Here is a 25,264-nt window from a genome sequence, read left to right as displayed (position 1 = left end):
CGCGGCCATGCTGACTGCTGAGCACGCGGCCGAACGCCTTTCCGGGGGGAACGCATGACCGATTTAGCACCAGCGCAGAACGACACCTACAAGATGACCGTTGAGCTCTCGGTCCTCGAATCGCTTGGCATCAATCTCTATAGCAACGCGGCGGCGGTGCTATCTGAACTTGTCGCCAACGCGTACGACGCTGACGCTGGCGAGGTCAGCATTACCTGGCAGGCGCGGGCCGGTGATGCCACAGGGACGCCGACGGAGGTCGTGATCACTGATGATGGTCGGGGCATGACGCAGGCGCAACTCAACAAGCAGTTCCTTACCGCTGGGTACAAGAAACGTGACGAGGAGGGAACTGCCTCCCCGAAGTGGCAGCGCCCCTACATGGGACGCAAGGGCATCGGGAAACTTTCGGTCTTCTCTCTCGCTCGTGTCGTCGAGGTGTACAGCGCCGTCGCTGATGGCACTCCTAACGGCTTCCGGATCGTGGTCTCCGACCTTGAGGCGGCGATCCGGACTCCGAATACGCCGTACTACCCCCAGCCCATTCCCGTGCCGTCCAACTACGCCCAAAAGGGCACAACTCTCGTTCTCAGCGACCTGAAGAGCAAGCGGGCCGGGCTGACCGCCGCGGCGCTCCGCAAGCGCCTCGCGCGACGATTCGACGTCCTCGACGACCGCGCGCCCGATGCGGGAGGCTTCCACATCACAGTCAACGGGAAGCGGATCACGTGGCAGGATCGGCAGGAGCTCAAACGCCTCCAGTTCATCTGGGAGTTCGGTTCTCGGACGATCCCTGCCAAGGCCCTGCCCAACGACATTCAACGGTTCCTCCTCCCGCGGACGTTCGTCGACGAGGACCGCGGCTGGAGGATCCGAGGCTGGATCGGGACGACCAGGACGCCCACCGACCTCGTTGACGACCAGGAAGCAGGGTCGCTGAAGAACATCATCGTGCTTGCACGAAAGCGGCCGATTCAGGAGGGCATCATTGAGAAGCTCGACTTCAGCCGCTTGTTCGGCAATTACGTCACCGGCCAGATCGAGGCAGACTTCCTTGACCTCGACGACCCTGAATACGACGACATCGCCACTAGCGACCGGCAGCGTCTCATCGAGGACGACGAGCGTGTAGTGAAGCTGCAGGAGTTCCTTCGCAGCGCGTTCGTGACGGCTGCCGAGCAGTGGACGAAGGCGCGCGCGACTAAGGAGGGGAAGTCTGCGCTCGAGGATTACCCGAAACTTGAGGCGTGGGTCGAGCAGCTTGACGAGTACCAGAAGCCGGCCGCTCGCAAGATGATCGGTACGATCGCAGGTCTCTCGTTCGAGAAGCGTGACGAAACCGCGTCGAGGAACGACCTGTTCCGCTCTGGAGTGCTGGCCTTCGCCCGTGTCGGTTTGCGCAAGAACGCAGAGCAGCTAGAGCTGCTGTCGAACGTCACCGCGGAAGACCTGCTGCCGCTTCTCGGACAGCAGGACACCTACGAGGCGGGTCTCTGGATAGACATCCTTCGCTCACGGGTGGAGGCAATTGCGAGGATGCAAGACCTAACTGACGCGAACGAGAAGGAGAAGGTTCTTCAACAACACCTGTTCGACCACCTTTGGCTCCTCGACGCTTCATGGGAACGCGCCACCACCGAGCCGCAAATGGAGGAGGACCTCCGGAAGATTGAGCCGGGCCTGTTCGCAAAGGACTCCGACGATGAGGAGATCAAGGGCCGAATCGACATCCGCTACGCAACCGTCGGTGGACGGCACGTGATTGTCGAACTCAAGCGCTACGACCGCAAGGTCGAGGCGGACGAGCTCAACGCTCAGGGCGTCCGGTACGCGAATGCTCTCGCGAGCATTCTCCACCAGCAGCAGCGCGGTGACGAGGCCCAGAAGATCGAAGTGGTCTTCGTCCTCGGCCAGGAGCCGGGAACCAAGGGGAAGGGTCCCACACAGTCCGTAGCCGAGTACCAGGCCTCCGCGCTTCGTCCGTCCAATGGCAGCTTCCGGCTCTACGACGCCCTGATCAGGCAGGCGCGCAACCAGTATCAGCAGTACCTCGACGCCTCGGCGAAAGCACGAGCGCTGGATGAACTCCTAGATGCGCTCGCCCCGAATCCCGTCGAGTCAAAGTCAGCGGACGACGAGGAGGCACCTACGTTGTCGTAGCGCCAGAGGCGCGTCTGCTGGTCGTCGGCTTTGCGCTCGTGAACGAGGTTGTTGCGCCCGCCGTTGGTGAGGACGAATTTGTCCCCCGCCTCGTCACTCTCAGGCGGCCTCGGTGGCGCGACGGGCCTTCGCGCGATCGACGATGCGCAGCAGCAGGTCCGCAAGGTGGATGATGCTCGCGGCCTCCACCGGGCTGTCAAATTCCACTGCGCGGTGACTCGTGGGGTTCTTAAAGGCCCCGATGGCGCCGACGAATAGGTCACGCACCGCTTCCTGCTCGGAGACGACCTCGTCGGCATCCGAAAGTGGCCCGCCCGGCTTAAAGGCGTCGCGCATCATGGGCACGCCGAGCTGTCGCTTCTCGAATCCTGCAGCCTCGCGCACCGCGATCTCGACTTGCTGGGTCGCAGAGAACACCGCGGTGGCGTAGTCACCGCGCTCGAAGTTCGGCCGCGCAGAGGCGTTCAGCACCGGGTGCAGGTCGGCGTGCAGCCGCATCGCTGCTTCGATGTGAGTCGCGGAACTCAGCTCGGCCGCCGCCCTGCCGTCCGATGTGAGCATCCAGTGAGGGCCGTACTGTGCCTCCGCGGTAGGCCCGATTAGGCCGCGCGCGAGCAGCCAACCGACCGCGTCGGCCACGAACTGTTCGACGGTAGGGGTCTGCAGTGACGTCAGCGCACGTGTGCTGTGCCCGTCATGCATGCGTGCTCGAGCACGCGCTGTACCGACGATGTCCGCTGCACTCCAGCCCAGCCGCTCCTTCGAGGCCATGGCGCTCAGGACGAACATGCCGCCTACTTCCGGACTGGCGTCGTCAATGTCGCCTAGCGAGATCCACTCCCCCAGGATCGGCACTTCGATCAACCGGTCCGCCTGGGCGACCTTCGGCTTCGCGTACACAGCTCTCCCCTCAACTGCTAGGCGCACGAAGGTTGCCCCGCGGCGAGATGGCATGTCCAGAACGGCCCTGTGACCCCGACCGCCTCAATTGCGATACTACGCATTCACGGAGGTCGTAGGCGGGGGGGACGTGGGAACCGGCTGAGCAGTTACCGCGCCTGCAGCGCCCGACGAGGAAGCTCCTGCCAAGACGGAGAAGTGTCTCGACAGGGGCTTCGACCGATCGGGCGCCCGGCACTCAGCGTGAGATGTAGCCGCCGTCGACGGAGATGCTGGCGCCGGTGGTGAAGCTCGCGGCGTCCGAGGCGAGGTAGAGGGTTGCTCCGCTGACCTCGTCGGCTTCGCCGACGCGTTCCGTCGGGTGGGCCTCGCGGATGGACGCCATGACGTCGTCGTCGCTGGAGGCAGCAAAGTCCTCGATCATGGGTGTCTCGATCGTGCCGGGTGCAACGCTGTTGACGCGGATGCCCTGCTGCGCGTTCTCGAGGGCCGCGGTGCGGGTGAGGCCGAGCAGGCAGGTCGGCCGGACGAGTGCGCCACCTAAGCACCCCAGCAGGCGGGTCGGACCGGACGAGTGTGCCTCCTAATCACCCCAGCAGGCGGGCCGGACCGCACGAGTGCACCACCGCGGCGCAACACGCTCAGTGCGACGATCGGGCTCGTCCGCATGGCCGCTTCCGGCAGCGACGAGGCTCCTGAGTGAGGTCGTACCACCGCGCGGCACGTGCTCGCGCCGAGGCTCTAGATCTGACGGTCAGCGATTACCTCCAGAGCGTTCTCGCCCGTGACGTGGGCATGCCGATGTTCGACCCGCTGAGCATTCAGAGGGTCAGCAAGCCCGTTGCGACCGGAACTGACACTCCTCGGTCCTAGCCCAGGCTTCTTGCCGAGAAGGGCCCGAGGTGCTTTGACGACCAAAACGTGCTCGGTCTCGCGAAGGATGTCGGCAGCGCCTCCGGTTGGAACCGCTAGAGCGCCCGATGAGCCGACCTATGCACGGACGACACGAGCAAGGCGGGCGCGCGGAGCGGCGATCCGAGATGCCGTCAGTCGCAGTAGACCTCCGAAGCATGCACCACTAGTGCACCACGTCACCGCATGGGACAAAGAAAACCCCCGCGTGAACGGGGGTTTTCTGTGGCGGTACCGGTGGGATTTGAACCCACGGTGGAGTTGCCCCCACACATGTTTTCGAGACATGCTCCTTAGGCCGCTCGGACACGGTACCGCCGACGATCCTACCGCATGCCGGGAGGCCCGAGGAACGCAGGAGCGTCGGCTCGCCGTCCCCAGCGGCACCCGATGCACGGCTGTCCACCGCCCCCGGACGCGGTGACCTGGCGCTGAGGCCGACTGCGTATCGTCCCGGGTATGAAGACGCGCTCTCTCGTGGCACTCGTGTCCTCCGTCGGCGGTGGCCTCGCGGTCGCCGGTGCGGCTGCGCTCGGAGCCAGGGCGGGCGTCCGGGGGCAGCGCGCCGCGGCACAGCGAGTCGTCGACATGCTGCCGGTGCACGCGGACTGGTGGCGGGAGCGCATCCACCACGAGGGGCAGCTCACCTACGTGGCGATCGGCGACTCCGCGGCCCAGGGCGTCGGCGCGACGGTCCCGAGCCGGGGCTACGTGGGGTTGCTCGCGCGGCGGGTCCGGCGGCGGTCGCGGTCCACCCTGCGCGTCGTCAACCTCAGCGTCTCCGGCGCCACGACCTGGGGTGCCCGGCACGAGCAGCTCCCGGTCCTCGGCACGTACACGCCGGACATCTGCACGGTCGTCATCGGGGCGAACGACATCCTGGACTTCCATCCCGACAAGTTCGAGCGGAACCTCCGCCGCATCTACGCCGCGGTGCCCTCGCACGCGATCGTCGCCGACCTGCCGTGCATGTTCTTCCGAGAGCGCGAGCGCAAGGTCCAGGTCGCGAACGAGATCGTGCACCGCGTGGCCGCCGAGTTCGGCCTCACCGTCGCGCCCCTGCACGAGATCACGAAGCGCGTCGGCCTCCGCCGGACCTTCCGCAACACGTACGGCGACCTCTTCCACCCGAATGACAACGGCTACCGCATCTGGGCGAGCGCGCTCGAGCCGGCGATCGACGCCCGTGTCGACACCCTCATGGCGATCCGCCGCTACCTCTCCGCTCGCGAGGTCGAGGAGCTCGGCCCGCGTGCGGCGGCGGTCGCTGCGGCCCGGGCGGACCAGGACGCCGAGACCGCCGACGAGCACAGCCCGGACCTCCAGCACCTGCGGCAGCACCGATCGCACGGCAGCCACGTCGCCGGGAACCCGGACGCGCCGACCGAGCGCCACGACGCCGCGAGCCACCGCGGCGATGTCAGCGGCGCCGCCTAGCCTCGACGCATGGCCAGGGCCCAAACCGCGTACCGCTGCACCGAGTGCGGGTGGACCAGCATCAAGTGGGTCGGCCGCTGCGGTGAGTGCCAGTCCTGGGGCACCGTCGAAGACGCGACCGCCGTCCAGGCGAGCACCCGTGGCACCGCGGCGATCGCGGTCACCGGGGGCCGGGTCGCCAAGCCGATCACCCAGGCCCTGGGCGAGCGCGTCACGCACTGGCGCACGGGCATCGGCGAGTTCGACCGCGTGCTCGGCGGCGGCATCGTGCCCGGCGCCGCGATCCTGCTCAGCGGCGAGCCAGGGGTCGGCAAGTCGACGCTCCTGCTCGAGGTCGCCTCCCGTGCGGCCGCGGCCGGCAAGCGTGTCCTCTACGTCTCGGCCGAGGAATCCGTGGACCAGGTCCGGATGCGCGCCGAACGCACAGGGGCGATGCACGACGAGCTCTACCTGGCGAGCGAGGTCGACCTCGCCGTGATCCTGGGGCAGATCGACCAGGTGCAGCCCGACCTGGTGATCGCCGACTCCGTACAGACGATCTCGTCGAGTGCGGTCGACGGCATCGCAGGCGGAGTGTCACAGGTGCGCGAGGTCGCATCGACCCTCATCCGGGTCGCGAAGGACCGCGCGCTCCCCATCCTCATCGTCGGGCACGTCACCAAGGACGGCACGATCGCCGGTCCCCGGCTGCTCGAGCACCTGGTCGACGTCGTCTGCCACTTCGAGGGCGACCGCCAGACCGCACTCCGCTTCATCCGCGCGCTCAAGAACCGCTTCGGCCCGACCGACGAGGTCGGCTGCTTCGACATGACCGGCGACGGCATCCACGAGGTCCCGGACCCGAGCGGGCTGTTCATGTCCCGGGCCGGCGCCCCGGTCAGCGGCACCTGCATCACGATCGCCCTGGAGGGCCGGCGCGCGCTTCCGGTCGAGGTCCAGGCGCTCGTCGTCCCGAGTTCCGCGCCGCAGCCCCGGCGGGTGGTCAACGGCGTCGACTCGTCACGCGTCGCGATGCTCCTGGCGGTCCTCGAGCGCCGGGCCGGCATCAAGCTGTCGGACAGCGACGTCTACGTGTCGACCGTCGGCGGCATGCGGCTGACCGAACCGGGCGCAGACCTGGCGATCGCCCTGGCACTGGCGAGCGCGGCTCGGGACCGCCCGTACCCGCACACGCTCGCCGCCGCGGGCGAGATCAGCTTGGCGGGCGAGATCCGACCGACCACCGGCGAGAAGCAACGGGTGTCCGAGGCCCGGCGGCTCGGGTTCACGACGGTGCTCGGCGCCGACTCCGAGCACCTGCGTGAGGCGTTACGCGTCGCCTTCGCGATGACCAAGTCGGTGCGCGAGCGCGAGCTCGACGCGGCGTTCTGAGGCGGACGCAAGCCGCGCCTCCCGATCGCACAGGACTGGTGACGGGGACGCGGCGGACCCGGGTGCGGCCAGCAGGTCGCACTCGGGTCCGGGTCCGCGCCGCGGGTCAGACGATCGCGCCGATGGACGTCGCCTCCGTCGCCGCGAGGTACTTGTCGATGCTCGTCTTGACGGTCTGCGCGTAGTGCTGCATGGCGCTGCCGTACGTGCCCTTGAGGGCCTTCGCCTCGATGGCAGCGAGACCTGCCTGGCGCTCGGACGTCGAGTCGCCCTTCAGCGCCCGGCGGTCCTGCTCGAGCCCGGCCGGCTCCGACGCCCACGCCGTCTCGGCCTCCTTCGCGATGGTCTCGACGGCGCCGCCGTAGCCGCCGCCGATCGCCTTCGTCTCGATCGCGTGCACGGCCTCGCGGCGGTCGTGCCCCTTCTTGCCCTTCAGGGCCGTGATGTCGCTCCGCAGCGCGCTCGGCACCGAGCCGGTCTCGAGCCGGACGGCGTGGGCACGGAGCGTGCGCATCGGGAACGCGAGCGCGACCCGCGTCGTGGACGACGACGACGACGAGGACGGCGTGGACGACGAGGACGGCGTGGACGACGAGGCCGACGACGACGCGGTCGGCGTCGCAGCGTCCGCGGCGGTGGCGCCGACGCCGAACGTCAGCGCGACGACGGCGCCGGCGGTGGCTGCTCCGATGAGGAAGCGGGATGCGGTGATCTTCATGGTCTGCTCCTTCGCGGCCGACGGTTCCGCGGCCTGCCGATCATCCTGCGAGCGCTCCGACACGACGACGTTCGGACTGTGTACGGGTTGTGTAAGGCGTCCTCGATCGACGGAGGGACCGGGTTGGATGGTGTCATGAGCGACAGCCGCGGCCTGGTCGTCGTCGTGGAGGACGAGCCGACGATCGCCGACGTGGAGCGCATCTACCTCGCGGATGCCGGCTTCGGCGTCCACATCGCTCGCGACGGCCGCGCGGGCCTCGAGGCCATCCGGTCACTCCATCCGGTCGCGGCCCTCATCGACATCGGACTCCCGGGCATCGACGGGATCGAGGTGTGCGCGCAGCTCCGTGCGGTCGGCGACTGGACGCCCGTGGTGTTCGTCACGGCTCGGGACGCCGAGGTGGACCGCGTCCTCGGGTTGGAGCTCGGGGCGGACGACTACGTCACGAAGCCGTTCTCCGCGCGGGAGCTGGCAGCGCGGGTCAAGGGCCTCGTCCGCCGGAGTCAGCAGTCGCTGCAGTCCGAGCTGCTCGTCGTCGGGGAGCTCCGCCTCGACCAGCGCTCGCGGACCGTCCGACTGGCCGATCGCGCGGTCGACCTGACCGCCACGGAGTTCGACCTCCTCGCCTACCTGATGGGGAGCCCGGGCCAGGTGTTCTCGCGGTCGCAGCTCCTCGCGGCGGTGTGGGGCGTCGCCGATTACCGCGGGAGCCGCACCGTCGACGTGCACGTCGCACAGCTCCGGGCGAAGCTCGGCGACGCCGTCCCGCTGCGCACCGTCCGCGGCGTCGGCTACGCGTTCGGGCCGGCGTGATGGCGCGCCGGGCCAGCCTCGCCTCGCGCATCGTCCTCACGACGGTGACCGTCGCGCTCCTGGCGACGTTCGCGACGGTCGGGGTCGCGTACCAGCTCGTCCGCCAGGTCACGTTGCAGCAGTCGCGCGAGCAGCTGCGGGCCACGACCCTCGTCGTCGCGTCGACGCCCCCGCGGGAGCGCCGCACGCTCGTGCGCAACCTCGACCGCACCCATGCCCGGAGCATCCGCCTGCTCCTGGTGCACGCAGACGGGACGACGGTGCCGAAGCGGACCGGACCGGTCCCCGCGGCCGCGATCCGGCGGGTGCAGATCGAGGGCGTCCTGTCGGAGCGGGTGCACGCGTCCGGACACGTCTTCCTGCTGCAGGGCGAACGACTGTCGGCCGGGGACACCGTGATCGCGACGCAGGACGTCTCACTCGTCCGGTCCGCGACGCGGCGTCTGCTCGACCGTCTGCTCGTCGCCGCGCTGTCCGGGGTCGCCGTGGCGGTCGCCGTCGGGATCGTCGTGGCGCGGCTCGTGGTCCGTCCCCTCCGTCGAGCCGCCGCCGTCGCGCGACGACTCGCCGGTGGGGAGCGCGGGATGGCCGCGGGTGCGGCGACGTACGAGACCATCACGGAGGTCGCGGACATCGACGACGCCCTCGCCACCCTCGACGCCGCCCTCGCCACCTCGGAGGGGCGCCAGCACGAGTTCCTGTTGTCCGTGTCCCACGAGATCCGGACGCCGCTCACCGCGATCCGCGGGTACGCGGACGCGCTGGCGGACGGACTCGTCCCGGAACAGGGGGTCGCGGCCGTCGGGCGGACCCTGGTGACCGAGACCGCCCGGCTCGACGCCTTCACCCGCGATCTGCTCGAGCTCGCGCGGCTGGAGGCCGACGACTTCCCCCTCCGACCGGAACCGGTCGACGTCGCGGCGATCGCGACGCAGGCGCTGACCGCGTGGGACGCGCGCGCGGACGGCCTCGGCGTGCGACTCGCCCTGGAGGCCCACCATCCGTTGCCGACGTGCGTCTCGGATCCGATGCGGGTGCGGCAGCTGCTCGACGGGCTCCTCGAGAACGCCCTCCGTGCCGCCCCGGCCGGTTCGGCGGTGACCGTGCGGATCGCGCCCGGCGACGATCCGGCGCGGCCGTCGACCACGATCACCGTCGAGGACGGCGGGCCGGGCCTCTCGGACGCCGACCTGTCGGAGGCGTTCCAGCGGGGGCTCCTCGCCGATCGGTACCGCCGGCAGCGCGTGGTCGGCACCGGCCTCGGACTGTCGATCGCCCATCGGCTGGTCGGGCGGCTCGGCGGGTCGCTCCGCGCCGGGCACGCGCCGGGCGGAGGGGCCGCGTTCACGCTCACCCTCCCGGCGAGCGGCGGCAAGCGCGCGGACTCAAGCAACTGACCCGCGGCCGCGCTGAACCGGTGCGTGTTCACGCGACCGACCTGCGGCCGCGTGGAACCGGTGCGGACGCAAGTCACCGACCTGCGGCCGCGTGGAACCGGTGCGGACGCACGTCACCGATCTGCGGCCGCGTGGAACCGGTGCGAACCACGCGACCCGGCCCCGGCCCTCCCGGCCTACGCGCGCAGCGCCGCCAACAGGTCGGCGGGCTCGGCCTGCATCGTGTTCGGCCCCGCGATGTCGAAGAACACCTGCTCGAGCACGTCCAGGTGCGCGGCGATGAACTCCTCGAGCCGGGCGGCGTCGTACACCATGACCTGCCGGACCTTCTCGTCCGGCACCATCGCGGTGTAGGCATCGACGGACGAGAACAGCAGCAGGATGCGCTTGTCGGTGCCCTCGCGGCCGAACACCCGGACCTGCTGGTCCTTCGGCCGCACGGTGACGAGCTTCGGCACGATGACGATGTCGTGCCGCAGGGCGAACGCGACCGCGGCGACGTCCTGCGCGGCGAGCGCTGCCTCGAGCGGCTCGCTCCGGAACCGTTGCTCGGCCATCACTGGAGCACGAACTGGGCCGAGGTGGCGCTCGTGATGTTCCCCACGGCGACGCTGAGGTGGTAGCTGGCGCCGCCCGCGGTCACCGACGGCCGGCTCGAGTCGCAGGTCGACGTGGAGGACCGGGTTCGGTCCCACGTGATCGCCGGCGTCGTCAGGGTCTGGCCGCCCTTGATGGTGATGTCCTGGTCGGTGCCGCCGGTCTGGCAGTCCTTGCTCGACCAGTACGTCTCGGTGCCGCTCGTGATCGTGAGGACCTGCTGGCTCGAGCCGAGGTCCATGTGGCAGCTCGTCGACGCGGTGTTCGTGATGGACATCGAGATCTTCGGTTCCTCCGTGGGGCCGTACTGCGTCTTGTCGGTCAGGGCCTTGAGCGTGATCTGCGACTTGCGGCAGGTGGCGCCGTTCTTCGCCGACCCGGCTGCGGGTGCGGACGTCGCGCCGGCGGTGGCCCCGGCCTCGGGGGTGGCGATCGCGGTCGCGGCCGCGGTGGCTGCGGCGCTCGCTCGTGCCGATGCGTTCGCCGCGGCGTCGGCAGCGGCGGCGCGCGCAGCGGCACGCTCGGCGGCGCTCGACGACCGGTGCGCGGACGCGGTCCGGGAGGCGCTGGCCGAGGGAGCGGGAGCGGCCTCCGATCCGCCGCCGTGGCCGAAGACGATGAGGAGCACGACGACGATGACGAGGAGCAGCGCACCGCCGACGATGGCGCGCCGCCGCCAGTACACAGCGGCGGGCTGACCGCCGACGGGGTTGCGGAACGACGACATGCGGACAGGGTAGGTCCGCACGGCGGGGTTCCTGCGGAGCGACGCCGGACCGGCGCGAGCGGCTCAGAGGATCTTGAGCATCCGGGTGTTGCCGAGCGTGTTCGGCTTGACCCGGGCGAGGTCGAGGAACTCCGCGACGCCCTCGTCCGACGACCGCACGAGCTCCGCGTAGACCTCGGGCGACACGACGGACTCCCCGATCTCCAGGTAGCCGTGCTTCGTGAAGAACTCGACCTCGAACGTCAGGCAGAAGATCCGGCCGATGCCGAGCTGGCGGGCGTCGTGTTCGAGCCCGTCGAGGAGCCGGTGCCCGACGCGCTTGTGCAGCCAGGCGGGGTCGAGCGCGAGCGTGCGCACCTCGGCGATGTCGTCCCAGAACACCGCGAGCGCGCCACAGCCGATCGGCACCCCGTCGGGCCCCTCGGCGATCCGGAACTGCTGGATCGAGCCGTACAGGGTGACGTTGTCCTTGCCGAGCAGGATCCGCCGCGCCACGTAGGGCTCGATGAGCCGCTGGATGTGTGGCACGTCCGAGGCGAGCGCCGGACGGACGAGGATCCCGTGCTCGTCGCGCGCGAGTGCCGCCGGCTCCTGGTCGTCCATCCGCTCCACCCTAGCCGGGGTGCCGCGCACACGACGGCCGGGAGGCGCGGGACCGGTCCGCACCGTCCCTCCCGGCCGGTGGGCGGAAGCTGGATCCGACCTGACGGCGCACCAGGCACCCGGCGTAGCGTGCGCGCCATGACTGACTCCAACGACGCAGCACAGCACCCGGCGGTCCCCCTCGGCAGCGAGGGGCGCCACGCAGCGGAGCCCTCGGGCGACGCCGCAGCAATCGACCACGACCACACGCACGACTCGGGCGGGCACACGAACATCGGTGCCCTGGGCGACGACTCGGTGGGGCACATCTTCGACCAGACGAACGGCCTGGCGGACGGCCTCTCCGGCGACAGCGAGGAGAACGAGGACCTGCAGGGCAGCCGGAGCAGCACGGGTGACGGCCGCACCGCGTTCGACGACACCGAGGGTGGCGGCAACGTGACGGACGGCGGCGGCTACACGGCCGGCGACGCCCGCGACGGCGAGGTCACCCACCCCTAGCCCGGAGCGTCCCCTGCGGGACGAGCCCCGAAACGACGCGATCCCCTCCCCACCACCGTTTCCGGTGGTGCGGAGGGGATCGCGTCGTGTGTGGGGAGGAGGCCCTTACGCCTCGAGCTCCCCGGCCGGCTCGGCAGCCCCGGCGAGCACTTCCTCGCGCCCCGGCTGACGCCCGGTCTCGAACTGGAAGGCACCGTCGGCGAAGTCGACCTTGACGTGGTCGCCCGCCGTGAGCTCACCCTGCAGGATGTGCTCGGACAGCTGGTCCTCGACCTCGTGCTGCATCGCGCGACGCAGGGGCCGGGCACCGAGGGCGGGGTCGAACCCGACCTTGATGAGCTGCTCCTTGGCGGCGAGCGACAGCTCGACGGTCATGTCGCGGTCGAGCAGGCGGTCGGACAGGCGCTTGACGAACAGGTCGACGATCTGCAGCAGCTCGTCCTGCGACAGCTGCGGGAACACGATCGTGTCGTCGACGCGGTTCAGGAACTCGGGCTTGAAGTGCTTCTTCAGCTCCTCGTTGACCTTGGCGCGCATCCGGTCGTAGCCGACGGAGGAGTTGCCCTCGACCTGGAACCCGACGGGACCACCCGCGATGCCCTGCGAACCGAGGTTCGTCGTCATGATGATGACGGTGTTCTTGAAGTCGACCACGCGACCCTGACCATCGGTCAGGCGGCCTTCCTCGAGCACCTGCAGGAGCGAGTTGAAGATGTCCGGGTGGGCCTTCTCGATCTCGTCGAACAGGACCACGGAGAACGGCTTGCGGCGCACCTTCTCGGTGAGCTGGCCGCCCTCCTCGAACCCGACGAACCCGGGAGGGGCACCGAACAGCCGCGAGACCGTGTGCTTCTCACCGAACTCCGACATGTCGAGGGAGATCAGCGCGCCCTCGTCGTCGAACAGGAACTCGGCGAGCGCCTTGGCCAGCTCGGTCTTCCCGACGCCGGTGGGGCCGGCGAAGATGAACGAGCCGGAGGGCCGGTTCGGGTCCTTGAGGCCGGCGCGGGTCCGGCGGATCGTCTTCGACAGGGCGGAGATCGCCTCCTCCTGCCCGATCACGCGCTCGTGCAGGGCCTTCTCCATGAAGACGAGGCGCGAGGTCTCCTCTTCGGTGAGCTTGAACACCGGGATGCCCGTGGCCTGCGCCAGGACCTCGGCGATGATGCCCTCGTCGACGGTGCCGGACGCGGCGACGTCACCCGCACGCCACTGCTTCTCGAGGCGGAGCCGCTCGCCGAGCAGCTTCTTCTCCTCGTCGCGGAGCGATGCGGCCTTCTCGAAGTCCTGCTCCTCGATGGCGGCTTCCTTCTGCCCGCGGACCGTCGAGATCTTCTCGTCGAAGTCGCGGAGCTCCGGCGGCGCCGACAGGATCGACAGGCGGAGGCGTGCACCGGCCTCGTCGATCAGGTCGATGGCCTTGTCCGGCAGGAACCGGTCCTGCACGTAGCGGTCGGCCAGGTTCGCCGCGGCGACGATCGCGCCGTCGGTGATCGACACCTTGTGGAACGCCTCGTACTTGTCGCGGAGGCCCTTGAGGATGTTGATCGCGTGCGGGAGGGACGGCTCGTTCACCTGGACCGGCTGGAACCGGCGCTCGAGCGCGGCGTCCTTCTCGAAGTGCTTGCGGTACTCGTCGAGCGTGGTGGCTCCGATGGTCTGGAGCTCACCACGGGCGAGCAGCGGCTTGAGGATCGAGGCGGCGTCGATCGCGCCCTCGGCCGCACCGGCACCGACGAGCGTGTGGATCTCGTCGATGAAGACGATGATGTCGCCGCGGGTGCGGATCTCCTTCGTGACCTTCTTGAGGCGCTCCTCGAAGTCACCGCGGTAGCGGGACCCGGCGATGAGCGACCCGAGGTCGAGCGAGTAGAGCTGCTTGTCCTTGAGCGTCTCGGGCACCTCGCCCTTGACGATCGCCTGGGCGAGGCCCTCGACGACGGCGGTCTTGCCGACGCCCGGCTCGCCGATGAGGACGGGGTTGTTCTTGGAACGGCGGGAGAGGATCTGCATGACCCGCTCCATCTCCTTCTCGCGCCCGATCACCGGGTCGAGCTTGGCGTCACGCGCGGCCTGGGTGAGGTTGCGACCGAACTGGTCGAGCACCTGCGAACCCTGCTGTGCACCCTGCTGGTTCTCGCCGCCCACGGCGACGGCCTCCTTGCCCTGGTACCCGGACAGGAGCTGGATGACCTGCTGGCGGACCCGGTTGAGGTCGGCGCCGAGCTTCACGAGGACCTGGGCGGCGACGCCCTCGCCCTCGCGGATGAGCCCGAGCAGGATGTGCTCCGTGCCGATGTAGTTGTGGCCGAGCTGCAGCGCCTCGCGCAGGGACAGCTCGAGCACCTTCTTGGCGCGCGGGGTGAACGGGATGTGCCCCGTCGGCTGCTGCTGGCCCTGGCCGATGATGTCCTGGACCTGCTCGCGGACCGCGTCGAGGGAGATCCCGAGCGACTCGAGTGCCTTGGCGGCGACGCCCTCACCCTCGTGGATGAGACCGAGGAGGATGTGCTCGGTGCCGATGTAGTTGTGGTTGAGCATCTTCGCCTCTTCCTGGGCGAGGACGACAACACGACGGGCTCGGTCGGTGAATCTCTCGAACATGTGCTCTCCCTTGGCTCCGAGGGGGTGGAGCCGACAGATGTGCCGGTCCCTGGTGGGCCCGGCGACGTACATCGAGACTAACCAGCGCGCCTCCGCGGGGCTGCCCCTGTTCGCCGTGGGCGTGACCCACGTGCGCGGTCCGTCCGGACGGCCCGCGAGGCGGTGCTCGCCTTGCCTGCCCCTGGCCGCGGTCAGGTGGTCACCGCTACCCTCCGGACCATGGAGGCACCACTCGTCGGGATCGTGATGCACCCCTCGAAGGACGTCCGGGCGTCGGTCGAGACCCTGCAGCGCTGGCACGCGTCGGGGCGGGGCCAGCTCGTCGCGCGCCGGATCGACGCCGCGCGGCTCGGCCCGGGGATCGAGGTGCTCGACGACGTCGAGTTCTGCGAGCGGGTCGACCTCGTCGTGTCCCTCGGGGGCGACGGCACGATGCTCGGGTCGATGCGCCTCGTGGCCGCACGTCCGGTGCCGGTCCTCGGGGTGAACTACGGCAACGTCGGGTTCCTCGTCGAGATCGAACCCGAGGAGCTCGCCGCGGCGCTCGAACGGATGTCCGCCGGTGACTACTCGCTCGAGCCGCACCACGCGCTCGAGGCCGTGCTGACGTGGTCGGGTGCCCGCACGAACTACCTCGCGTTCAACGACCTGACGATCGTCCGGCGCCCCGGCGCCGGGCAGGTCTCGGCCGACCTGACGATCGGGGGCCTCACGTACGGGTACTACCGCGCCGACGCCGTCGTCGCCTCGACCCCCGCCGGCTCCACCGCCTACAACTACGCCGCCGGGGGCCCGGTGCTCTCCCCCGCCCTGTCCGGCTCGGTCGTGACGCCCGTCGCCCCGATGGCCGGGATCGACCGCTCGGTGGTCCTCGCGGCGAAGGAGCGCTACCGGTTCGACATCGCCGAGGGCACGCGCAGCGCCGCGCTCGAGGTCGACGGGCTCGTCGTCGGCGAGGTCGCCACCGGTGCGCAACTCGAGGTCCGGCTGCGCAAGAACGCCGGCACGGTGATCCGCCTCGACGCCGAGCGCCACGGGCGGACCGGCCGGGTCAAGCTGAGCCTGCTCGACCTCCCGGTGCGACCGGACCAGCTCATCGAGCTCATCCCCTCCGAGGTCCGGCAGCGGCTGCGGCAGCACGACCGGCCGGAGCCCGAGGAGGGCTGAGGCCGCGACTCCAGGCCGGGAGGCCCGGTGCAGGACCACCGGAGCGGCCCGCGCGACCGTCGGGACCGACGACGACGGCCCGCCCGAGTCGTGTGACTCGGGCGGGCCGTTCCCATCACCCCGCCGGATCGCCTTCCCACAGGACGACCCGACTCCCCGCACCGACCCCGTCCGGCTCGGCCGTGGTCCTGGACCTCAGTCGGTCAGGTAGAGCTGCATGTCCTGGCTGACCGCCTTGGCGAACAGGCGGAGCTTGGCGCGGGACTCGACGCGGCTGACCGCCTGGCGCGTGGTGTGGACGACCTTCGAGATCTCGTCGAGGGTCATCGGGTGGTCGTCGTCGAGGCCGTAGCGCATGCGGATGACGCGCGCCTCGTCCGTCGGCAGCTCGGCGACGATCGACCGGATGTCCCGGTGGAGCAGCGTGCTCTCGGTCATCTCGTTCGGGCTCGCGGCGTCCTCGTCCTCGATGAAGTCCCCGAGCTCGGAGTCGTCCGAGTCACCGACCACCGTGTGGATCGACACGGGCTCGTGCGAGCGGCCCTTGAGGTCGAGGAGTTCCTCGACGTCCATGCTCAGCTCCTCGGCGACCTCTTCGGGGCTCGGCGCCCGGCCGAGGTCGACGGTGAGGTCGCGCTCGGTGCGCGAGATCTTGTTGATGAGCTCCACGGTGTGCACCGGGATGCGGATGGTGCGGGCCTTGTCGGCGAGACCGCGCGAGATCGCCTGGCGGATCCACCAGGTCGCGTAGGTCGAGAACTTGTAGCCCTGCGTGAAGTCGAACTTCTCCACCGCACGGACCAGGCCGAGGTTGCCCTCCTGGATCACGTCCATGAACGGCAGACCGCGCTGCGAGTAGCGCTTGGCGATGCTCACGACGAGGCGGAGGTTCGAGGTGATCATCCGCTCCTTGGCGCGCTGGCCGTCACGGACGAGCCAGCGGAGTTCACGCTGCAGCTGCTTCGGCACGTCGGGCGTGTTCGCGAGCTTCTCCTCGGCGAACAGGCCGACCTCGATGCGGCGGGCGATGTCCGCTTCCTCCTCGGCGGAGAGCAGCGGCAGGCGGCCGATGTGGCGGAGGTAGTCGCCGACCTGGTCGACCGAGGCGCCGCGGACACCGGCGAGACGCTCGTCGGCCTCGATCGCGGTGTCGACGCTGTCGAGCTCGCGCGGTCCCGCCTCGACCTTCGTGGTGGTCTTGGAACGCCGGGTGGTGCTCGGAGCTTCGGTTGCGATGGTCATGGCTGACTCTCCTTCGCGGTGACGGTTGACGGGGGCCGAACCGGCTGGGCCGGGCCGGATCACGTCGGACGGTGTCGTTCGGCGCTGGTCCTGCTGCCCCTCCATCGGGGCGTGCAACGAGTAAAGCGGCCCGGAGGTGTACCCCACAAATCGTTTCCTGCTTTTCCCAGGGATCTCCGTGCTTCGTCATCGCGGACCCCCGGGTGGGGGTACGGGACCACTCCGCCGACCGGCCCTCCGATCCCGGAGATGCTGGGGGACGAGCCCGGAAATCCACGGATCCCCGCCCGCATTCGAACCGATTCCGGGCCTGTACCCCGCCCTGTCACCCGGCGGCCGACACGTTCCGGGGTACGCGTGCGGATGGGGCCCCCGCGGCACGTCCGTACCCCTTTTCGGCAACGATCCCGTAACACGCTCGTCACCCGGGGGTCGATCGGCGGTCACCAGCTCGGTTCGAGCCAGTCCGTGCGTCGCTGGGCCCCCTCCGCTTCGGCGTCGAGGTCGAACTCGTCGTACTCGCTCTCGATGTCCCCGACGAACGAGCGGGCGACGGCATGCAGCAGATCGGTCATGCCGGCGATGCTGACCAGCCCCGACGACGGCGGGGTGAACGGCTCGTGTCGCGGCGCTGACCGCCGGACGTCCGGGAGCGACTACTCCGCGGACTGCGGCGAGGCGGGGACGGCCGCGGGGCGGTTCGGCGCCTGCACGTCACGCGGCCCCGCGGTACCCGCGCCGGGTCCACCGGCGGCACGCTCCGCGGCGAAACGGGCGCGTTCCTCCCGTTCGAGCTTGGCGTAGGTCGCGCGCTCGGTGCGGTCGGCCCGGATGATCGCCCGCATGACGAACCAGAACACCAGGCCGACGACGACGGTCGGCGTCAGCGAGAAGATGATCCCGGTCACGACTCCATGAGGCACGCGACCATGGTACGTCCCGGTGCTCGGGGTGCCGTGCGGGGGACCTGAGCGCACGGCCAGCGAGCGGAGCGCGTCCGCCGTGTGGCACGCCGACGACGAGTGCGCATGCGCCCGCACGTTGCGTTGTCGTCCGTGTGCGCAGGAGTGCGTCGACTGCCGTGCTCGCAGGCTCGCCCGGGGCTGGCGTCGCGCAACGCTGGCGCGTTGCCCTAAGCCCCAGCGCCCTTGACGAGCGGGAACAGGATCGTCTCGCGGATCCCGAGGCCCGTGATCGCCATGAGCAGGCGGTCGATGCCCATCCCCATCCCGCCCGACGGCGGCATGCCGTGCTCGAGGGCGCGCAGGAACTCCTCGTCGACGCGCATGGCCTCGACGTCGCCGCCCGCGGCGAGCTTCGCCTGCTCGACGAACCGCTCGCGTTGCACGACCGGGTCGACGAGCTCGGAGTACGCCGTGGCGAGCTCGAACCCGCGGACGTAGAGGTCCCACTTCTCGACGACGCCCGGGCGCGACCGGTGCTCCCGCGTCAGCGGGGACGTGTCCACCGGGAAGTTCATGACGAACGTCGGGCGCTCGAGCGAGTCGATGACGAAGTGCTCCCAGAGCTCCTCGACGTACTTGCCGTGGGTGGCGTGCGCGACCTCGACGCCCTCGGTCTCGGCGAGCGCCTGCAGCTCGGCGAGCGGGGTGTCGGGCGTGATCTCGCGACCGGCCGCGGCGGAGAGCGAGCCGTACATGTCGACGCGGTCCCACTCGCCGCCGAGGTCGTACTCGGTGCCGTCCGCGAGCGTCACGACGAGCCCGCCGGTGACGGCGAGCGCGGCGTTCTGCACGAGCTCCTGCGTCAGGTCGGCCATCTGCTCGTAGTTCCCGTAGGCCTGGTACGCCTCGAGCATCGCGAACTCGGGCGAGTGCGTGGAGTCGGCGCCCTCGTTCCGGAAGTTCCGGTTGATCTCGAACACACGCTCGATGCCGCCGACGACCGCGCGCTTGAGGAACAGCTCGGGCGCGATCCGGAGGTACAGCTCGGTGTCGAACGCGTTCGAGTGCGTCACGAACGGGCGGGCCGACGCGCCACCGTGCTGGGTCTGCAGCATCGGCGTCTCGACCTCGAGGTAGTCGTGGGCGGCGAACGTCGCGCGGAGGGACTGCATCACGCCGGCACGTGCGCGCACGGTGGTGCGCGCCTGCTCGCGGACGATGAGGTCGAGGTAGCGGGCGCGGACCCGGGTCTCCTCGCTCAGCTCGGTGTGCAGGTTCGGCAGCGGCAGGATCGCCTTCGCCGCGATCGCCCAGTCGTCGACCATGACGCTCAGCTCGCCGCGGCGGGACGAGATCACGCGGCCGTGCACGAACACGTGGTCACCGAGGTCGACGAACTCCTTCCAGCGCGCGAGCGACTCGTCCCCGACCTCGGCGAGCGACACCATCGCCTGGATGCGGGAGCCGTCGCCGGACTGGAGGGTCGCGAAGCACAGCTTGCCGGTGTTCCGCGAGTGCACCACGCGGCCGGCGAGCCCGACGACGTCGTCGGTCTCCTCGCCGCTCGGCAGGTCGGCGTGCTCGGCGCGGACCGCGGGGATCGTCGTCGTGATCCCGAGCTCGACCGGGTAGGCCTCGATGCCCGCCGCCAGCAACCGCTCCCGCTTGTCGAGGCGCACCTGACGCTGCTCGCTCGTCTCGGCCGCGGCGGCTGCCTCGGCGTCGACGCGGGCGGTCTCGAGGGCGACGGCCTCGGGGTCGGTGGTGTCAGCGGGTTCGTCGGTCATCGCGCGCGCAGCTCCGGGGGTCGTGGGGGATGCGTCGATGCTACCGGCCCACCACGGCGCAGCCGGCCGGGAGGCGCTTGCCGGGAGGCGCTTGCCGGGGACCGCGCACCGCTACAGCGCCTGCTGCCCGTCCGCCTGCGCGAGCGCGTTCTCGACGGCGGACCGGACGAGCGCGCCGAGCACGCGTCCCGGGTGGTCGACGCCGATCGCCGCCAGCGTCCCGGCGGCCTGGTCGACGATCGCGCTCGAGAAGTCCACCGCGGCCCGGACCGCGTCGGCGTAGGCGGCGCGGTCGGCCTCACGGACGACGACCGGCTCGGCACCCATCTCGACCACGAGCGCCTGCGCGATCGGCAACACCGGCGCGGGCGAGGTCACCGCGCAGTAGGCATCCCGGAGGCGGGCGAGGTCGACGCTCGTGCCCGTGAACGCCATCGCGGGGTGGATCGCCAGCGGGATGACGCCCTGGGCGGTCGCGGGCGCGAGGACCCCGACCCCGTGGTCCGGGCTCGTGTGCACGACGAGCTGTCCCGCCTGCCAGATGCCGGCGTCGGCCAGACCCTGCACGAGCCCCGGCAGCTGGTCGTCCGGCACGGCGAGCAGGACGAGTTCGCTCCGCTCGACGAGTTCCGGGGTCCCGAGCACGGGCGCCCCGGGCAGGAGCGCCTCGGCCCGGTCGAGTCCCGCGTCGGACACCGCGGTGATGCCGACGACCGCGTGCCCCGCGTTCGCGAGCGCGGCGCCGAGCACCGGGCCCACCCGGCCCGCACCGACGACGCCGACCCCGAGTCGTCCGGCCCGCTCGCTCATCGTGGTCCTCCGTCCGGCCGTGGCACCTGCTCCCACCCCGCGGGTGCGGCGACCGACGCGGGGTCGCCGCCTCGGGCCTCCCGGTCGTCACGCCACCGGTGCGAGGTGTCGGCGGCGGCCGCGCGGACGGCCTCGGCCTCGGTGCCGGAGAACAGCCGCATCGCGTCGGGCACGGCGAGCGCGCCGATGCGCGCGACGACCGGACCGTGCACGGTGTGCACGTGGACCTCGGCGAGCCCGAGCGCGCGCTCGAGGGGGCCCTGTGCCACCCGGATGCTCTGCACGCGCGGCAGGGGCACGACGACGAGCGACCGCCAGACCGCGCCGAGGCGGAGCAGCACCGCCCCCGGGACGCTCCGGTAGCCGTTGCGACGCCAGGACAGCGGTCGGAGCCAGGCGCCGCGACCGGGGGACCGGGTAAACCCGCCGGCGTCGCCCGACCCCGTCAGGCTGCCCTGCACGACGTCGACCGCGGCGGCCGAGCCCTCCTGCAGGCTGGCGAAGGAGGCGGCGGGCCCGGCGACCGCGGTGCCGACGAGCTCCGGCAGGATGATCTCGAGCACCGCACGGACGTCCGCGGCGTCACCGACGGGCAGCACGACCGAGGACGTCTGCTGGTTCTGACGGGAGCCGCCGGCGTGCGAGGCGCGGTTGACGCGGACGTCCCACCAGCCGAACGGACGCCACAGCAGCGGCTGCGTGACCGCGACGGCGTGGATGCGCCCGGGCGGCAGGGTCTCGTTCGAGGTCGACACGAGGCCGTAGCCGATGCGGATCCCGTCCGGGGTCGCCGCGATCGAGTACTGCAGCGACTTCGTGAAGCGGCGGACCGTGACCCCGACGGCGCCGATCATCGCCGGGAACAACGTCACGAGCAGGAAGTACTGGCCCGTCACGGCGACGCTCACGATGATGCCGACCGCGGCGAGGGCGAGCACGACGGTCGTGTTCGACAGGAGCACGGAGCCGATGAGCCGCCCGGTGTGCACGCGCACGACGCGCGTGGCGCGCACCGCGGCGGGGTCGAGTTCCGGGGCCAGGAACTCCGTCATCCGCTCGTCGACGAACCGTCCCGGCGGCCGGGAGGCCCGGGACCCGCCCGGCACGTCGGCGCGGGCACCGCTCGCCAGCAGCAGGATGCGCTGCCGCAGGTCGTCGGCCGGCCGCGAGCCGAGGTACGCCAGCTGCACGTTCGCGTCGTTGCCCGCCTGCGAGATCTCGAGCCGGGCCGTGCCGACGAGCCGGGCCACGAACGGGCGGACGACGTTGACGGCCTGGATGCGGTCGAGGCGGGCCTTGCGGTGGTTCCGGAACAGCACGCCCGAGCGGACCTCGACGACCTCGCCGGTCACGCGGAAGGTGTGCATGCGCCAGGACAGCGTGAACAGGCCGATGAGCACGAGGATGAACACGAGCACCCCGAGGAGCGCGACGCCCACGTAGTCGTGGCGGACGACGTAGTCGATCGGGTCGCCCTGCTCGCCGCCCCGAGCACCACCCGGGATCACGAGGTCGAGCAGCCGCTCGCGGAGGGTGTTGACCACCCACCCGAGGATCACGAGCAACGCGATCCCTCCGCGGAGCAGCGGCGTCAGCGGGTGCAGGCGGTGCCACGTCCCGTCGGTCAGGTCGGCGGCCGCGGCGGCGTCGCCCTGCCGGTGGGGCTGCGGGAGCGGCGGCAGCGGCGCGCCGGACGGCCGGGAGGTCACAGCCCGACCCGTCGGCTCTCGGCCATCGCGACGAGTTCGTCGCGCAGGCGGTCCGCGTCGGCCTGGGGGAGCCCGGGCAGCCGGACGTTCGTGCTCGCCGCCGCCGTCACGAACCGGAGGTCGCTCAGACCGAGGGCACGACCGAGCGGCCCGCGGCTGATGTCGACGAGCTGCATGCGGCCGTACGGGACGGCGATGAACCGCTGGAACATGAGTCCGCGCCGCACCACGAGGTCGTCGTCGCGGAGGGCGTACCCGATCGACCGGATCCGCCGGGGCGTGAAGGCAGCGACGAGGGCGGTGACCACCGCGGCGGCGAGCCCGATGAGCGTCCACACGAGCGCGGTCGTCGGTGAGGACCCCCGGAACGCCACGCCGATGAGGAAGCACCCGGCGGTGATGACCACCCCGACGACGAGGACGGTGACGAGTTCGGTCCAGACCAGGCGCGGCGACACCCGGCTCCAGGGGATCCCCGGCAGGTCGAGACGTTCCCTCGGCATCGGTCCCCCTGTCGTCGGCGTCGCTGCTGCCGGGTCGGTCAGATCGCGGTCGTCCCACCCGGGTCGGAGTCGTCGTCGTCCCGGGGCGGCACCGTGCACATGTGCTCCGCGACGAGCGCACACACCATGAGCACCAGACCACCGAACACCGCGACGACGCTGGGCAGGATGGAGCCTAGCGCGGGGACGACGGCCCGCGTGAGGACGAACGCGAGCCCGCCGCCCGTGAACGCGCCGAACAGCACGCCGCAGATGCTCGAGGCCTTGGCGAGGACCACCACCCGCGTCGCGTAGAAGGCGTCGACGGGGCGGGTCGCGGTGCCACGGGCGTGCCGACGGACCGGGATCGCCATGAGCACGAGCGCGATGCCGATGAAGCCCAGGGTCAGCCCGAGCGCCGACGAGAGCACGATGACGGGCCGCTGCCGGGACGCCAGGGCGGCGTCGAGGGCGAACCCGGCGACACCGGCGACGATCGCGACGCTGATCAGGGTGGAGGCGCGGGTGTGTCTCACTGGGGTGCTCCCGGGAGCTCGGACGGACGGGACGCGAACAGTCGGGGTTCCTCGACGCGGACGGTGTCGTCGCCGACCGCGGCGAGCAGCGCGGCGACCGGACCGGCGCCGGGGAGGACCGCGTCGGGGTCGGCGTCGAGCCAGGGCGCGAGCACGAACGCCCGCTCGGCGGCCCGGGGATGCGGGAGCGTCAGGTCGGCGGCGTCGAGCACGACGTCGTCGACGGCCACGATGTCGAGGTCGAGCGTCCGGTCCCCCCACCGCTCGACGCGGACCCGGCCGTGGGCGTCCTCGATGTCGTGCAGCGCGGCGAGGAGTGCGTGCGGCTCGAGATCGGTGTCGACCACGACCACCCCGTTGCGGTACCGGGGCTTCGTCTCGTCGGGCCCGGAGAGGGTCATCGCGACGGACTCGACCTCGTGCGATGCGGCCACCGGGCGCACCCCCGGCACCGCGAGGATCGCCGCAGCGGCCTCGCGCAGGGTCGACCCCCGGTCGCCGAGGTTGGCGCCGAGGGCGATGACGGCGCGCCTCACGGGTCGACCCGCGCGGAGCGGTCCCGGCGGATGGTGATCGACACGTCCGCGAACGGCACCGTGATCGGCGCCTGGGGCTTGTGCACGGTGACCTCGGTGGCGAGTGCCGCCGGGTGCCCCAGGACGACGGCGGCGATGCGCTCCGCCAGGGTCTCGATGAGGTCGACGGGGTCGGACTCGACGGCCGCGACGACCTGCTCGGCGAGCACGCCGTAGTGCACCGTGCGGTCGAGGTCGTCGGGGCCCGCGGCGGCACGGGCGTCGACCTCGACGGCGACGTCGACGACGAAGTCCTGCCCGTCGGCGCGCTCGTGGTCGAAGACCCCGTGGTGACCGCGAGCCCGGACCCCCGTGAGGCGGATGACGTCGTTCACGATCGCGCGGCCCTCCAGGCGTCCCAGACGTCGAGCACCGCGCGGTTCGGGGCGGGGTCGTGGACCCGGACGCCCCAGGCCCCACGCTCGGCGGCGAGCAGCGTGATCGCCGCGGTCGGCAGGTCCCGGTCCCGGGGTGCGGCGTCCGGATCGCTCCCGACGCCGGCGAGGAAGCGCTTGCGTGACGCCGCGACGAGCACCGGGAGCCCGAGCGACGCGAAGCGCTCGTACCCGGCCAGGATCTCCCAGTTCTGCCGACCGTGCTTCGCGAACCCGAGCCCCGGGTCCACGACGACCTGGTCCGGGTGCACACCGAGCACGATGAGCTCCGCGACCCGGAGTTCGAGCTCGCGGCGGACGTCCTCGACGGCGTCCTCGTACACGGCGTTCCGGTGCATCACGTCGCTGTGGCCGCGCCAGTGCATGACGACGAAGCCCGCACCACTCACGGCGACGACCCGGGCCATGTCCGGGTCTGCCAGCCCGCCGGAGACGTCGTTGACGATCGACGCCCCGAGTTCGAGCGACCGCTCGGCCGTCGCCGCGTTCATCGTGTCGACGCTCACCGTGATGCCCTCGGCGACCAGGTCCTGCACGACCGGCAGCACGCGACGCTGTTCCTCGTCGACCGGCACCCGCGGCGCACCCGGCCGGGTGGACTCGCCGCCGACGTCGACGAGGTCGGCGCCGTCGGCCACGAGCCGGCGCGCGTGCGTCACGGCGGCGTCGCGTCGGTGGTGTTCGCCACCGTCGCTGAACGAGTCGGGCGTCACGTTGAGGATGCCCATGATCCGCGCCCGGCCCGGCGTCGATGGGGCCGCGCCCGCCGCACGCGCCGACCGGCGACGCGTCGCCGCCTCCTGCTGCAGGGCAGGGAGGTCGATGGCGACGGTCGCCGGTTCGGCTGCGGCGGCGCGGGCGCGGCTCGCCTCGGAGATCCGGCGCTCGCGCCGGCTGGGGAGGTCGGTCATCC

Annotated in this window: 25 protein-coding genes and 1 tRNA gene; 7 read left to right on the top strand and 19 right to left on the bottom strand. The window is 71.1% G+C overall.

Features of this window, described 5'->3' with window-relative positions; genetic code table 11:
• Positions 1-54: 54 nt before the first annotated feature.
• Positions 55-2,160 (top strand): ATP-binding protein, encoded by a 2,106-nt coding sequence (locus DEI86_RS09825; protein WP_111049412.1) that lies wholly within the window; start codon positions 55-57, stop codon positions 2,158-2,160.
• A gap of 99 nt (positions 2,161-2,259) precedes the next feature.
• Here DEI86_RS09825 and DEI86_RS09820 read toward each other — a convergent pair whose 3' ends face one another.
• The 3 genes from DEI86_RS09820 to DEI86_RS09810 all read right to left on the bottom strand — a co-directional run bounded on the left by DEI86_RS09820 (position 2,260) and on the right by DEI86_RS09810 (position 4,288).
• Positions 2,260-3,060, bottom strand: a complete 801-nt coding sequence (locus tag DEI86_RS09820) for a TIGR02391 family protein (RefSeq protein WP_181439747.1) — start codon at positions 3,058-3,060, stop codon at positions 2,260-2,262.
• 238 nt (positions 3,061-3,298) lie between these two features.
• Positions 3,299-3,526, bottom strand: a complete 228-nt coding sequence (locus DEI86_RS09815) for an SDR family oxidoreductase (protein WP_375342175.1) — start codon at positions 3,524-3,526, stop codon at positions 3,299-3,301.
• 672 nt (positions 3,527-4,198) lie between these two features.
• A tRNA-Ser gene (locus DEI86_RS09810) sits at positions 4,199-4,288 on the bottom strand.
• Positions 4,289-4,431: 143 nt separating this feature from the next.
• Here DEI86_RS09810 and DEI86_RS09805 point away from each other — a divergent pair.
• Positions 4,432-5,409 (top strand): SGNH/GDSL hydrolase family protein, encoded by a 978-nt coding sequence (locus DEI86_RS09805; protein WP_111049409.1) that lies wholly within the window; start codon positions 4,432-4,434, stop codon positions 5,407-5,409.
• A 9-nt stretch (positions 5,410-5,418) separates the two neighbouring features.
• Positions 5,419-6,780 (top strand): DNA repair protein RadA, encoded by a 1,362-nt coding sequence (gene radA / locus DEI86_RS09800; RefSeq protein WP_111049408.1) that lies wholly within the window; start codon positions 5,419-5,421, stop codon positions 6,778-6,780.
• A 106-nt stretch (positions 6,781-6,886) separates the two neighbouring features.
• Here the strand turns inward: radA and DEI86_RS09795 are convergent, their stop codons facing one another.
• Positions 6,887-7,498 carry a hypothetical protein gene (locus tag DEI86_RS09795; protein WP_146244898.1) on the bottom strand — a complete coding sequence of 204 codons (612 nt, stop codon included), beginning with the start codon at positions 7,496-7,498 and terminating at the stop codon, positions 6,887-6,889.
• A 135-nt stretch (positions 7,499-7,633) separates the two neighbouring features.
• Between DEI86_RS09795 and DEI86_RS09790 the strand changes: the two genes are divergently transcribed.
• Both DEI86_RS09790 and DEI86_RS09785 read left to right on the top strand, forming a co-directional pair.
• Complete coding sequence (locus DEI86_RS09790) at positions 7,634-8,314, top strand: response regulator transcription factor (protein WP_111049406.1); 681 nt, start codon at positions 7,634-7,636, stop codon at positions 8,312-8,314.
• The gene (locus tag DEI86_RS09785; RefSeq protein WP_111049405.1) at positions 8,314-9,711 is read left to right on the top strand and encodes a sensor histidine kinase KdpD; all 1,398 of its coding nucleotides are present in this window, start codon (positions 8,314-8,316) and stop codon (positions 9,709-9,711) included. The genes DEI86_RS09790 and DEI86_RS09785 overlap by 1 nt, the downstream gene beginning before the upstream one ends.
• 176 nt (positions 9,712-9,887) lie before the next feature.
• Here the strand turns inward: DEI86_RS09785 and DEI86_RS09780 are convergent, their stop codons facing one another.
• From DEI86_RS09780 to DEI86_RS09765, 3 genes are all read right to left on the bottom strand, one after another.
• The gene (locus DEI86_RS09780) at positions 9,888-10,268 is read right to left on the bottom strand and encodes a dehydrogenase (RefSeq protein WP_111049404.1); all 381 of its coding nucleotides are present in this window, start codon (positions 10,266-10,268) and stop codon (positions 9,888-9,890) included.
• Positions 10,268-11,035 (bottom strand): hypothetical protein, encoded by a 768-nt coding sequence (locus DEI86_RS16300; RefSeq protein ID WP_146244897.1) that lies wholly within the window; start codon positions 11,033-11,035, stop codon positions 10,268-10,270. The genes DEI86_RS09780 and DEI86_RS16300 overlap by 1 nt, the downstream gene beginning before the upstream one ends.
• A 63-nt stretch (positions 11,036-11,098) precedes the next feature.
• On the bottom strand, positions 11,099-11,638 hold the full coding sequence (locus DEI86_RS09765) for an amino-acid N-acetyltransferase (protein ID WP_111010307.1): 540 nt from the start codon (positions 11,636-11,638) through the stop codon (positions 11,099-11,101).
• 138 nt (positions 11,639-11,776) lie between these two features.
• Here DEI86_RS09765 and DEI86_RS09760 point away from each other — a divergent pair, with 138 nt between their 5' ends.
• Complete coding sequence (locus tag DEI86_RS09760; RefSeq protein ID WP_146244896.1) at positions 11,777-12,139, top strand: hypothetical protein; 363 nt, start codon at positions 11,777-11,779, stop codon at positions 12,137-12,139.
• A 105-nt stretch (positions 12,140-12,244) separates the two neighbouring features.
• Here the strand turns inward: DEI86_RS09760 and DEI86_RS09755 are convergent, their stop codons facing one another.
• The gene (locus DEI86_RS09755) at positions 12,245-14,743 is read right to left on the bottom strand and encodes an ATP-dependent Clp protease ATP-binding subunit (protein ID WP_111010393.1); all 2,499 of its coding nucleotides are present in this window, start codon (positions 14,741-14,743) and stop codon (positions 12,245-12,247) included.
• Between the two features lie 219 nt (positions 14,744-14,962).
• On the opposite strand from DEI86_RS09755, the gene DEI86_RS09750 reads away from it, so the two are divergent.
• Positions 14,963-15,910, top strand: a complete 948-nt coding sequence (locus DEI86_RS09750; RefSeq protein WP_111011999.1) for an NAD(+)/NADH kinase — start codon at positions 14,963-14,965, stop codon at positions 15,908-15,910.
• Between the two features lie 195 nt (positions 15,911-16,105).
• On the opposite strand, the gene DEI86_RS09745 is transcribed toward DEI86_RS09750, so the two are convergent.
• From DEI86_RS09745 to folP, 11 genes are all read right to left on the bottom strand, one after another.
• A complete protein-coding gene (locus tag DEI86_RS09745; protein ID WP_111011998.1) occupies positions 16,106-17,152 on the bottom strand; it encodes a sigma-70 family RNA polymerase sigma factor in 1,047 nt (348 codons plus the stop codon).
• A 443-nt stretch (positions 17,153-17,595) separates the two neighbouring features.
• Positions 17,596-17,727, bottom strand: a complete 132-nt coding sequence (locus tag DEI86_RS16870; RefSeq protein ID WP_258369821.1) for a hypothetical protein — start codon at positions 17,725-17,727, stop codon at positions 17,596-17,598.
• Positions 17,728-17,808: 81 nt separating this feature from the next.
• Positions 17,809-18,075, bottom strand: coding sequence for a hypothetical protein (locus DEI86_RS09740; protein WP_146242812.1), 267 nt, complete (start codon positions 18,073-18,075; stop codon positions 17,809-17,811).
• A 209-nt stretch (positions 18,076-18,284) separates the two neighbouring features.
• The gene (gene lysS, locus DEI86_RS09735; protein WP_111049400.1) at positions 18,285-19,844 is read right to left on the bottom strand and encodes a lysine--tRNA ligase; all 1,560 of its coding nucleotides are present in this window, start codon (positions 19,842-19,844) and stop codon (positions 18,285-18,287) included.
• 111 nt (positions 19,845-19,955) lie between these two features.
• Positions 19,956-20,654, bottom strand: a complete 699-nt coding sequence (locus tag DEI86_RS09730) for a Rossmann-like and DUF2520 domain-containing protein (protein WP_111010313.1) — start codon at positions 20,652-20,654, stop codon at positions 19,956-19,958.
• Positions 20,651-22,363 (bottom strand): PH domain-containing protein, encoded by a 1,713-nt coding sequence (locus tag DEI86_RS09725; RefSeq protein WP_111049399.1) that lies wholly within the window; start codon positions 22,361-22,363, stop codon positions 20,651-20,653. The genes DEI86_RS09730 and DEI86_RS09725 overlap by 4 nt, the downstream gene beginning before the upstream one ends.
• A complete protein-coding gene (locus DEI86_RS09720; RefSeq protein WP_111049398.1) occupies positions 22,360-22,866 on the bottom strand; it encodes a PH domain-containing protein in 507 nt (168 codons plus the stop codon). Before DEI86_RS09720 ends, DEI86_RS09725 begins: the two co-directional genes overlap by 4 nt.
• A 38-nt stretch (positions 22,867-22,904) precedes the next feature.
• Positions 22,905-23,381 (bottom strand): DUF3180 domain-containing protein, encoded by a 477-nt coding sequence (locus tag DEI86_RS09715; protein ID WP_111010315.1) that lies wholly within the window; start codon positions 23,379-23,381, stop codon positions 22,905-22,907.
• Positions 23,378-23,917: a 2-amino-4-hydroxy-6-hydroxymethyldihydropteridine diphosphokinase gene (gene folK / locus DEI86_RS16865; protein ID WP_111010316.1), complete on the bottom strand. Its 540-nt coding sequence runs from the start codon at positions 23,915-23,917 to the stop codon at positions 23,378-23,380. Before folK ends, DEI86_RS09715 begins: the two co-directional genes overlap by 4 nt.
• Positions 23,914-24,291: a dihydroneopterin aldolase gene (gene folB, locus DEI86_RS16860; RefSeq protein ID WP_111010317.1), complete on the bottom strand. Its 378-nt coding sequence runs from the start codon at positions 24,289-24,291 to the stop codon at positions 23,914-23,916. The genes folK and folB overlap by 4 nt, the downstream gene beginning before the upstream one ends.
• Positions 24,288-25,262 carry a dihydropteroate synthase gene (gene folP / locus DEI86_RS09700; RefSeq protein ID WP_111049397.1) on the bottom strand — a complete coding sequence of 325 codons (975 nt, stop codon included), beginning with the start codon at positions 25,260-25,262 and terminating at the stop codon, positions 24,288-24,290. Before folP ends, folB begins: the two co-directional genes overlap by 4 nt.
• Positions 25,263-25,264 lie beyond the last annotated feature (2 nt).

The sequence above is a fragment of the Curtobacterium sp. MCBD17_028 genome, assembly GCF_003234875.1.
GTDB lineage: Bacteria > Actinomycetota > Actinomycetes > Actinomycetales > Microbacteriaceae > Curtobacterium.
The sequence above is the reverse complement of the archived record's forward strand: the minus strand, read 5'-3'. Positions and strand labels throughout refer to the sequence as shown.

Bases quoted from the DNA above. Each gene is read 5' to 3' on its own strand.
- DEI86_RS09760 (WP_146244896.1), top strand. From the start codon at position 11,777: ATGACTGACTCCAACGACGCAGCACAGCACCCGGCGGTCCCCCTCGGC.
- DEI86_RS09730 (WP_111010313.1), bottom strand. From the start codon at position 20,654: ATGAGCGAGCGGGCCGGACGACTCGGGGTCGGCGTCGTCGGTGCGGGC.
- lysS (WP_111049400.1), bottom strand. From the start codon at position 19,844: ATGACCGACGAACCCGCTGACACCACCGACCCCGAGGCCGTCGCCCTC.
- DEI86_RS16870 (WP_258369821.1), bottom strand. From the start codon at position 17,727: ATGACCGATCTGCTGCATGCCGTCGCCCGCTCGTTCGTCGGGGACATC.
- DEI86_RS09785 (WP_111049405.1), top strand. From the start codon at position 8,314: ATGGCGCGCCGGGCCAGCCTCGCCTCGCGCATCGTCCTCACGACGGTG.
- DEI86_RS09755 (WP_111010393.1), bottom strand. From the start codon at position 14,743: ATGTTCGAGAGATTCACCGACCGAGCCCGTCGTGTTGTCGTCCTCGCC.
- DEI86_RS09790 (WP_111049406.1), top strand. From the start codon at position 7,634: ATGAGCGACAGCCGCGGCCTGGTCGTCGTCGTGGAGGACGAGCCGACG.
- DEI86_RS09780 (WP_111049404.1), bottom strand. From the start codon at position 10,268: ATGGCCGAGCAACGGTTCCGGAGCGAGCCGCTCGAGGCAGCGCTCGCC.
- folP (WP_111049397.1), bottom strand. From the start codon at position 25,262: ATGACCGACCTCCCCAGCCGGCGCGAGCGCCGGATCTCCGAGGCGAGC.
- DEI86_RS09745 (WP_111011998.1), bottom strand. From the start codon at position 17,152: ATGACCATCGCAACCGAAGCTCCGAGCACCACCCGGCGTTCCAAGACC.
- radA (WP_111049408.1), top strand. From the start codon at position 5,419: ATGGCCAGGGCCCAAACCGCGTACCGCTGCACCGAGTGCGGGTGGACC.
- DEI86_RS16300 (WP_146244897.1), bottom strand. From the start codon at position 11,035: ATGTCGTCGTTCCGCAACCCCGTCGGCGGTCAGCCCGCCGCTGTGTAC.
- DEI86_RS09805 (WP_111049409.1), top strand. From the start codon at position 4,432: ATGAAGACGCGCTCTCTCGTGGCACTCGTGTCCTCCGTCGGCGGTGGC.
- DEI86_RS09720 (WP_111049398.1), bottom strand. From the start codon at position 22,866: ATGCCGAGGGAACGTCTCGACCTGCCGGGGATCCCCTGGAGCCGGGTG.
- DEI86_RS09765 (WP_111010307.1), bottom strand. From the start codon at position 11,638: ATGGACGACCAGGAGCCGGCGGCACTCGCGCGCGACGAGCACGGGATC.
- DEI86_RS09750 (WP_111011999.1), top strand. From the start codon at position 14,963: ATGGAGGCACCACTCGTCGGGATCGTGATGCACCCCTCGAAGGACGTC.
- DEI86_RS09825 (WP_111049412.1), top strand. From the start codon at position 55: ATGACCGATTTAGCACCAGCGCAGAACGACACCTACAAGATGACCGTT.
- DEI86_RS09795 (WP_146244898.1), bottom strand. From the start codon at position 7,498: ATGAAGATCACCGCATCCCGCTTCCTCATCGGAGCAGCCACCGCCGGC.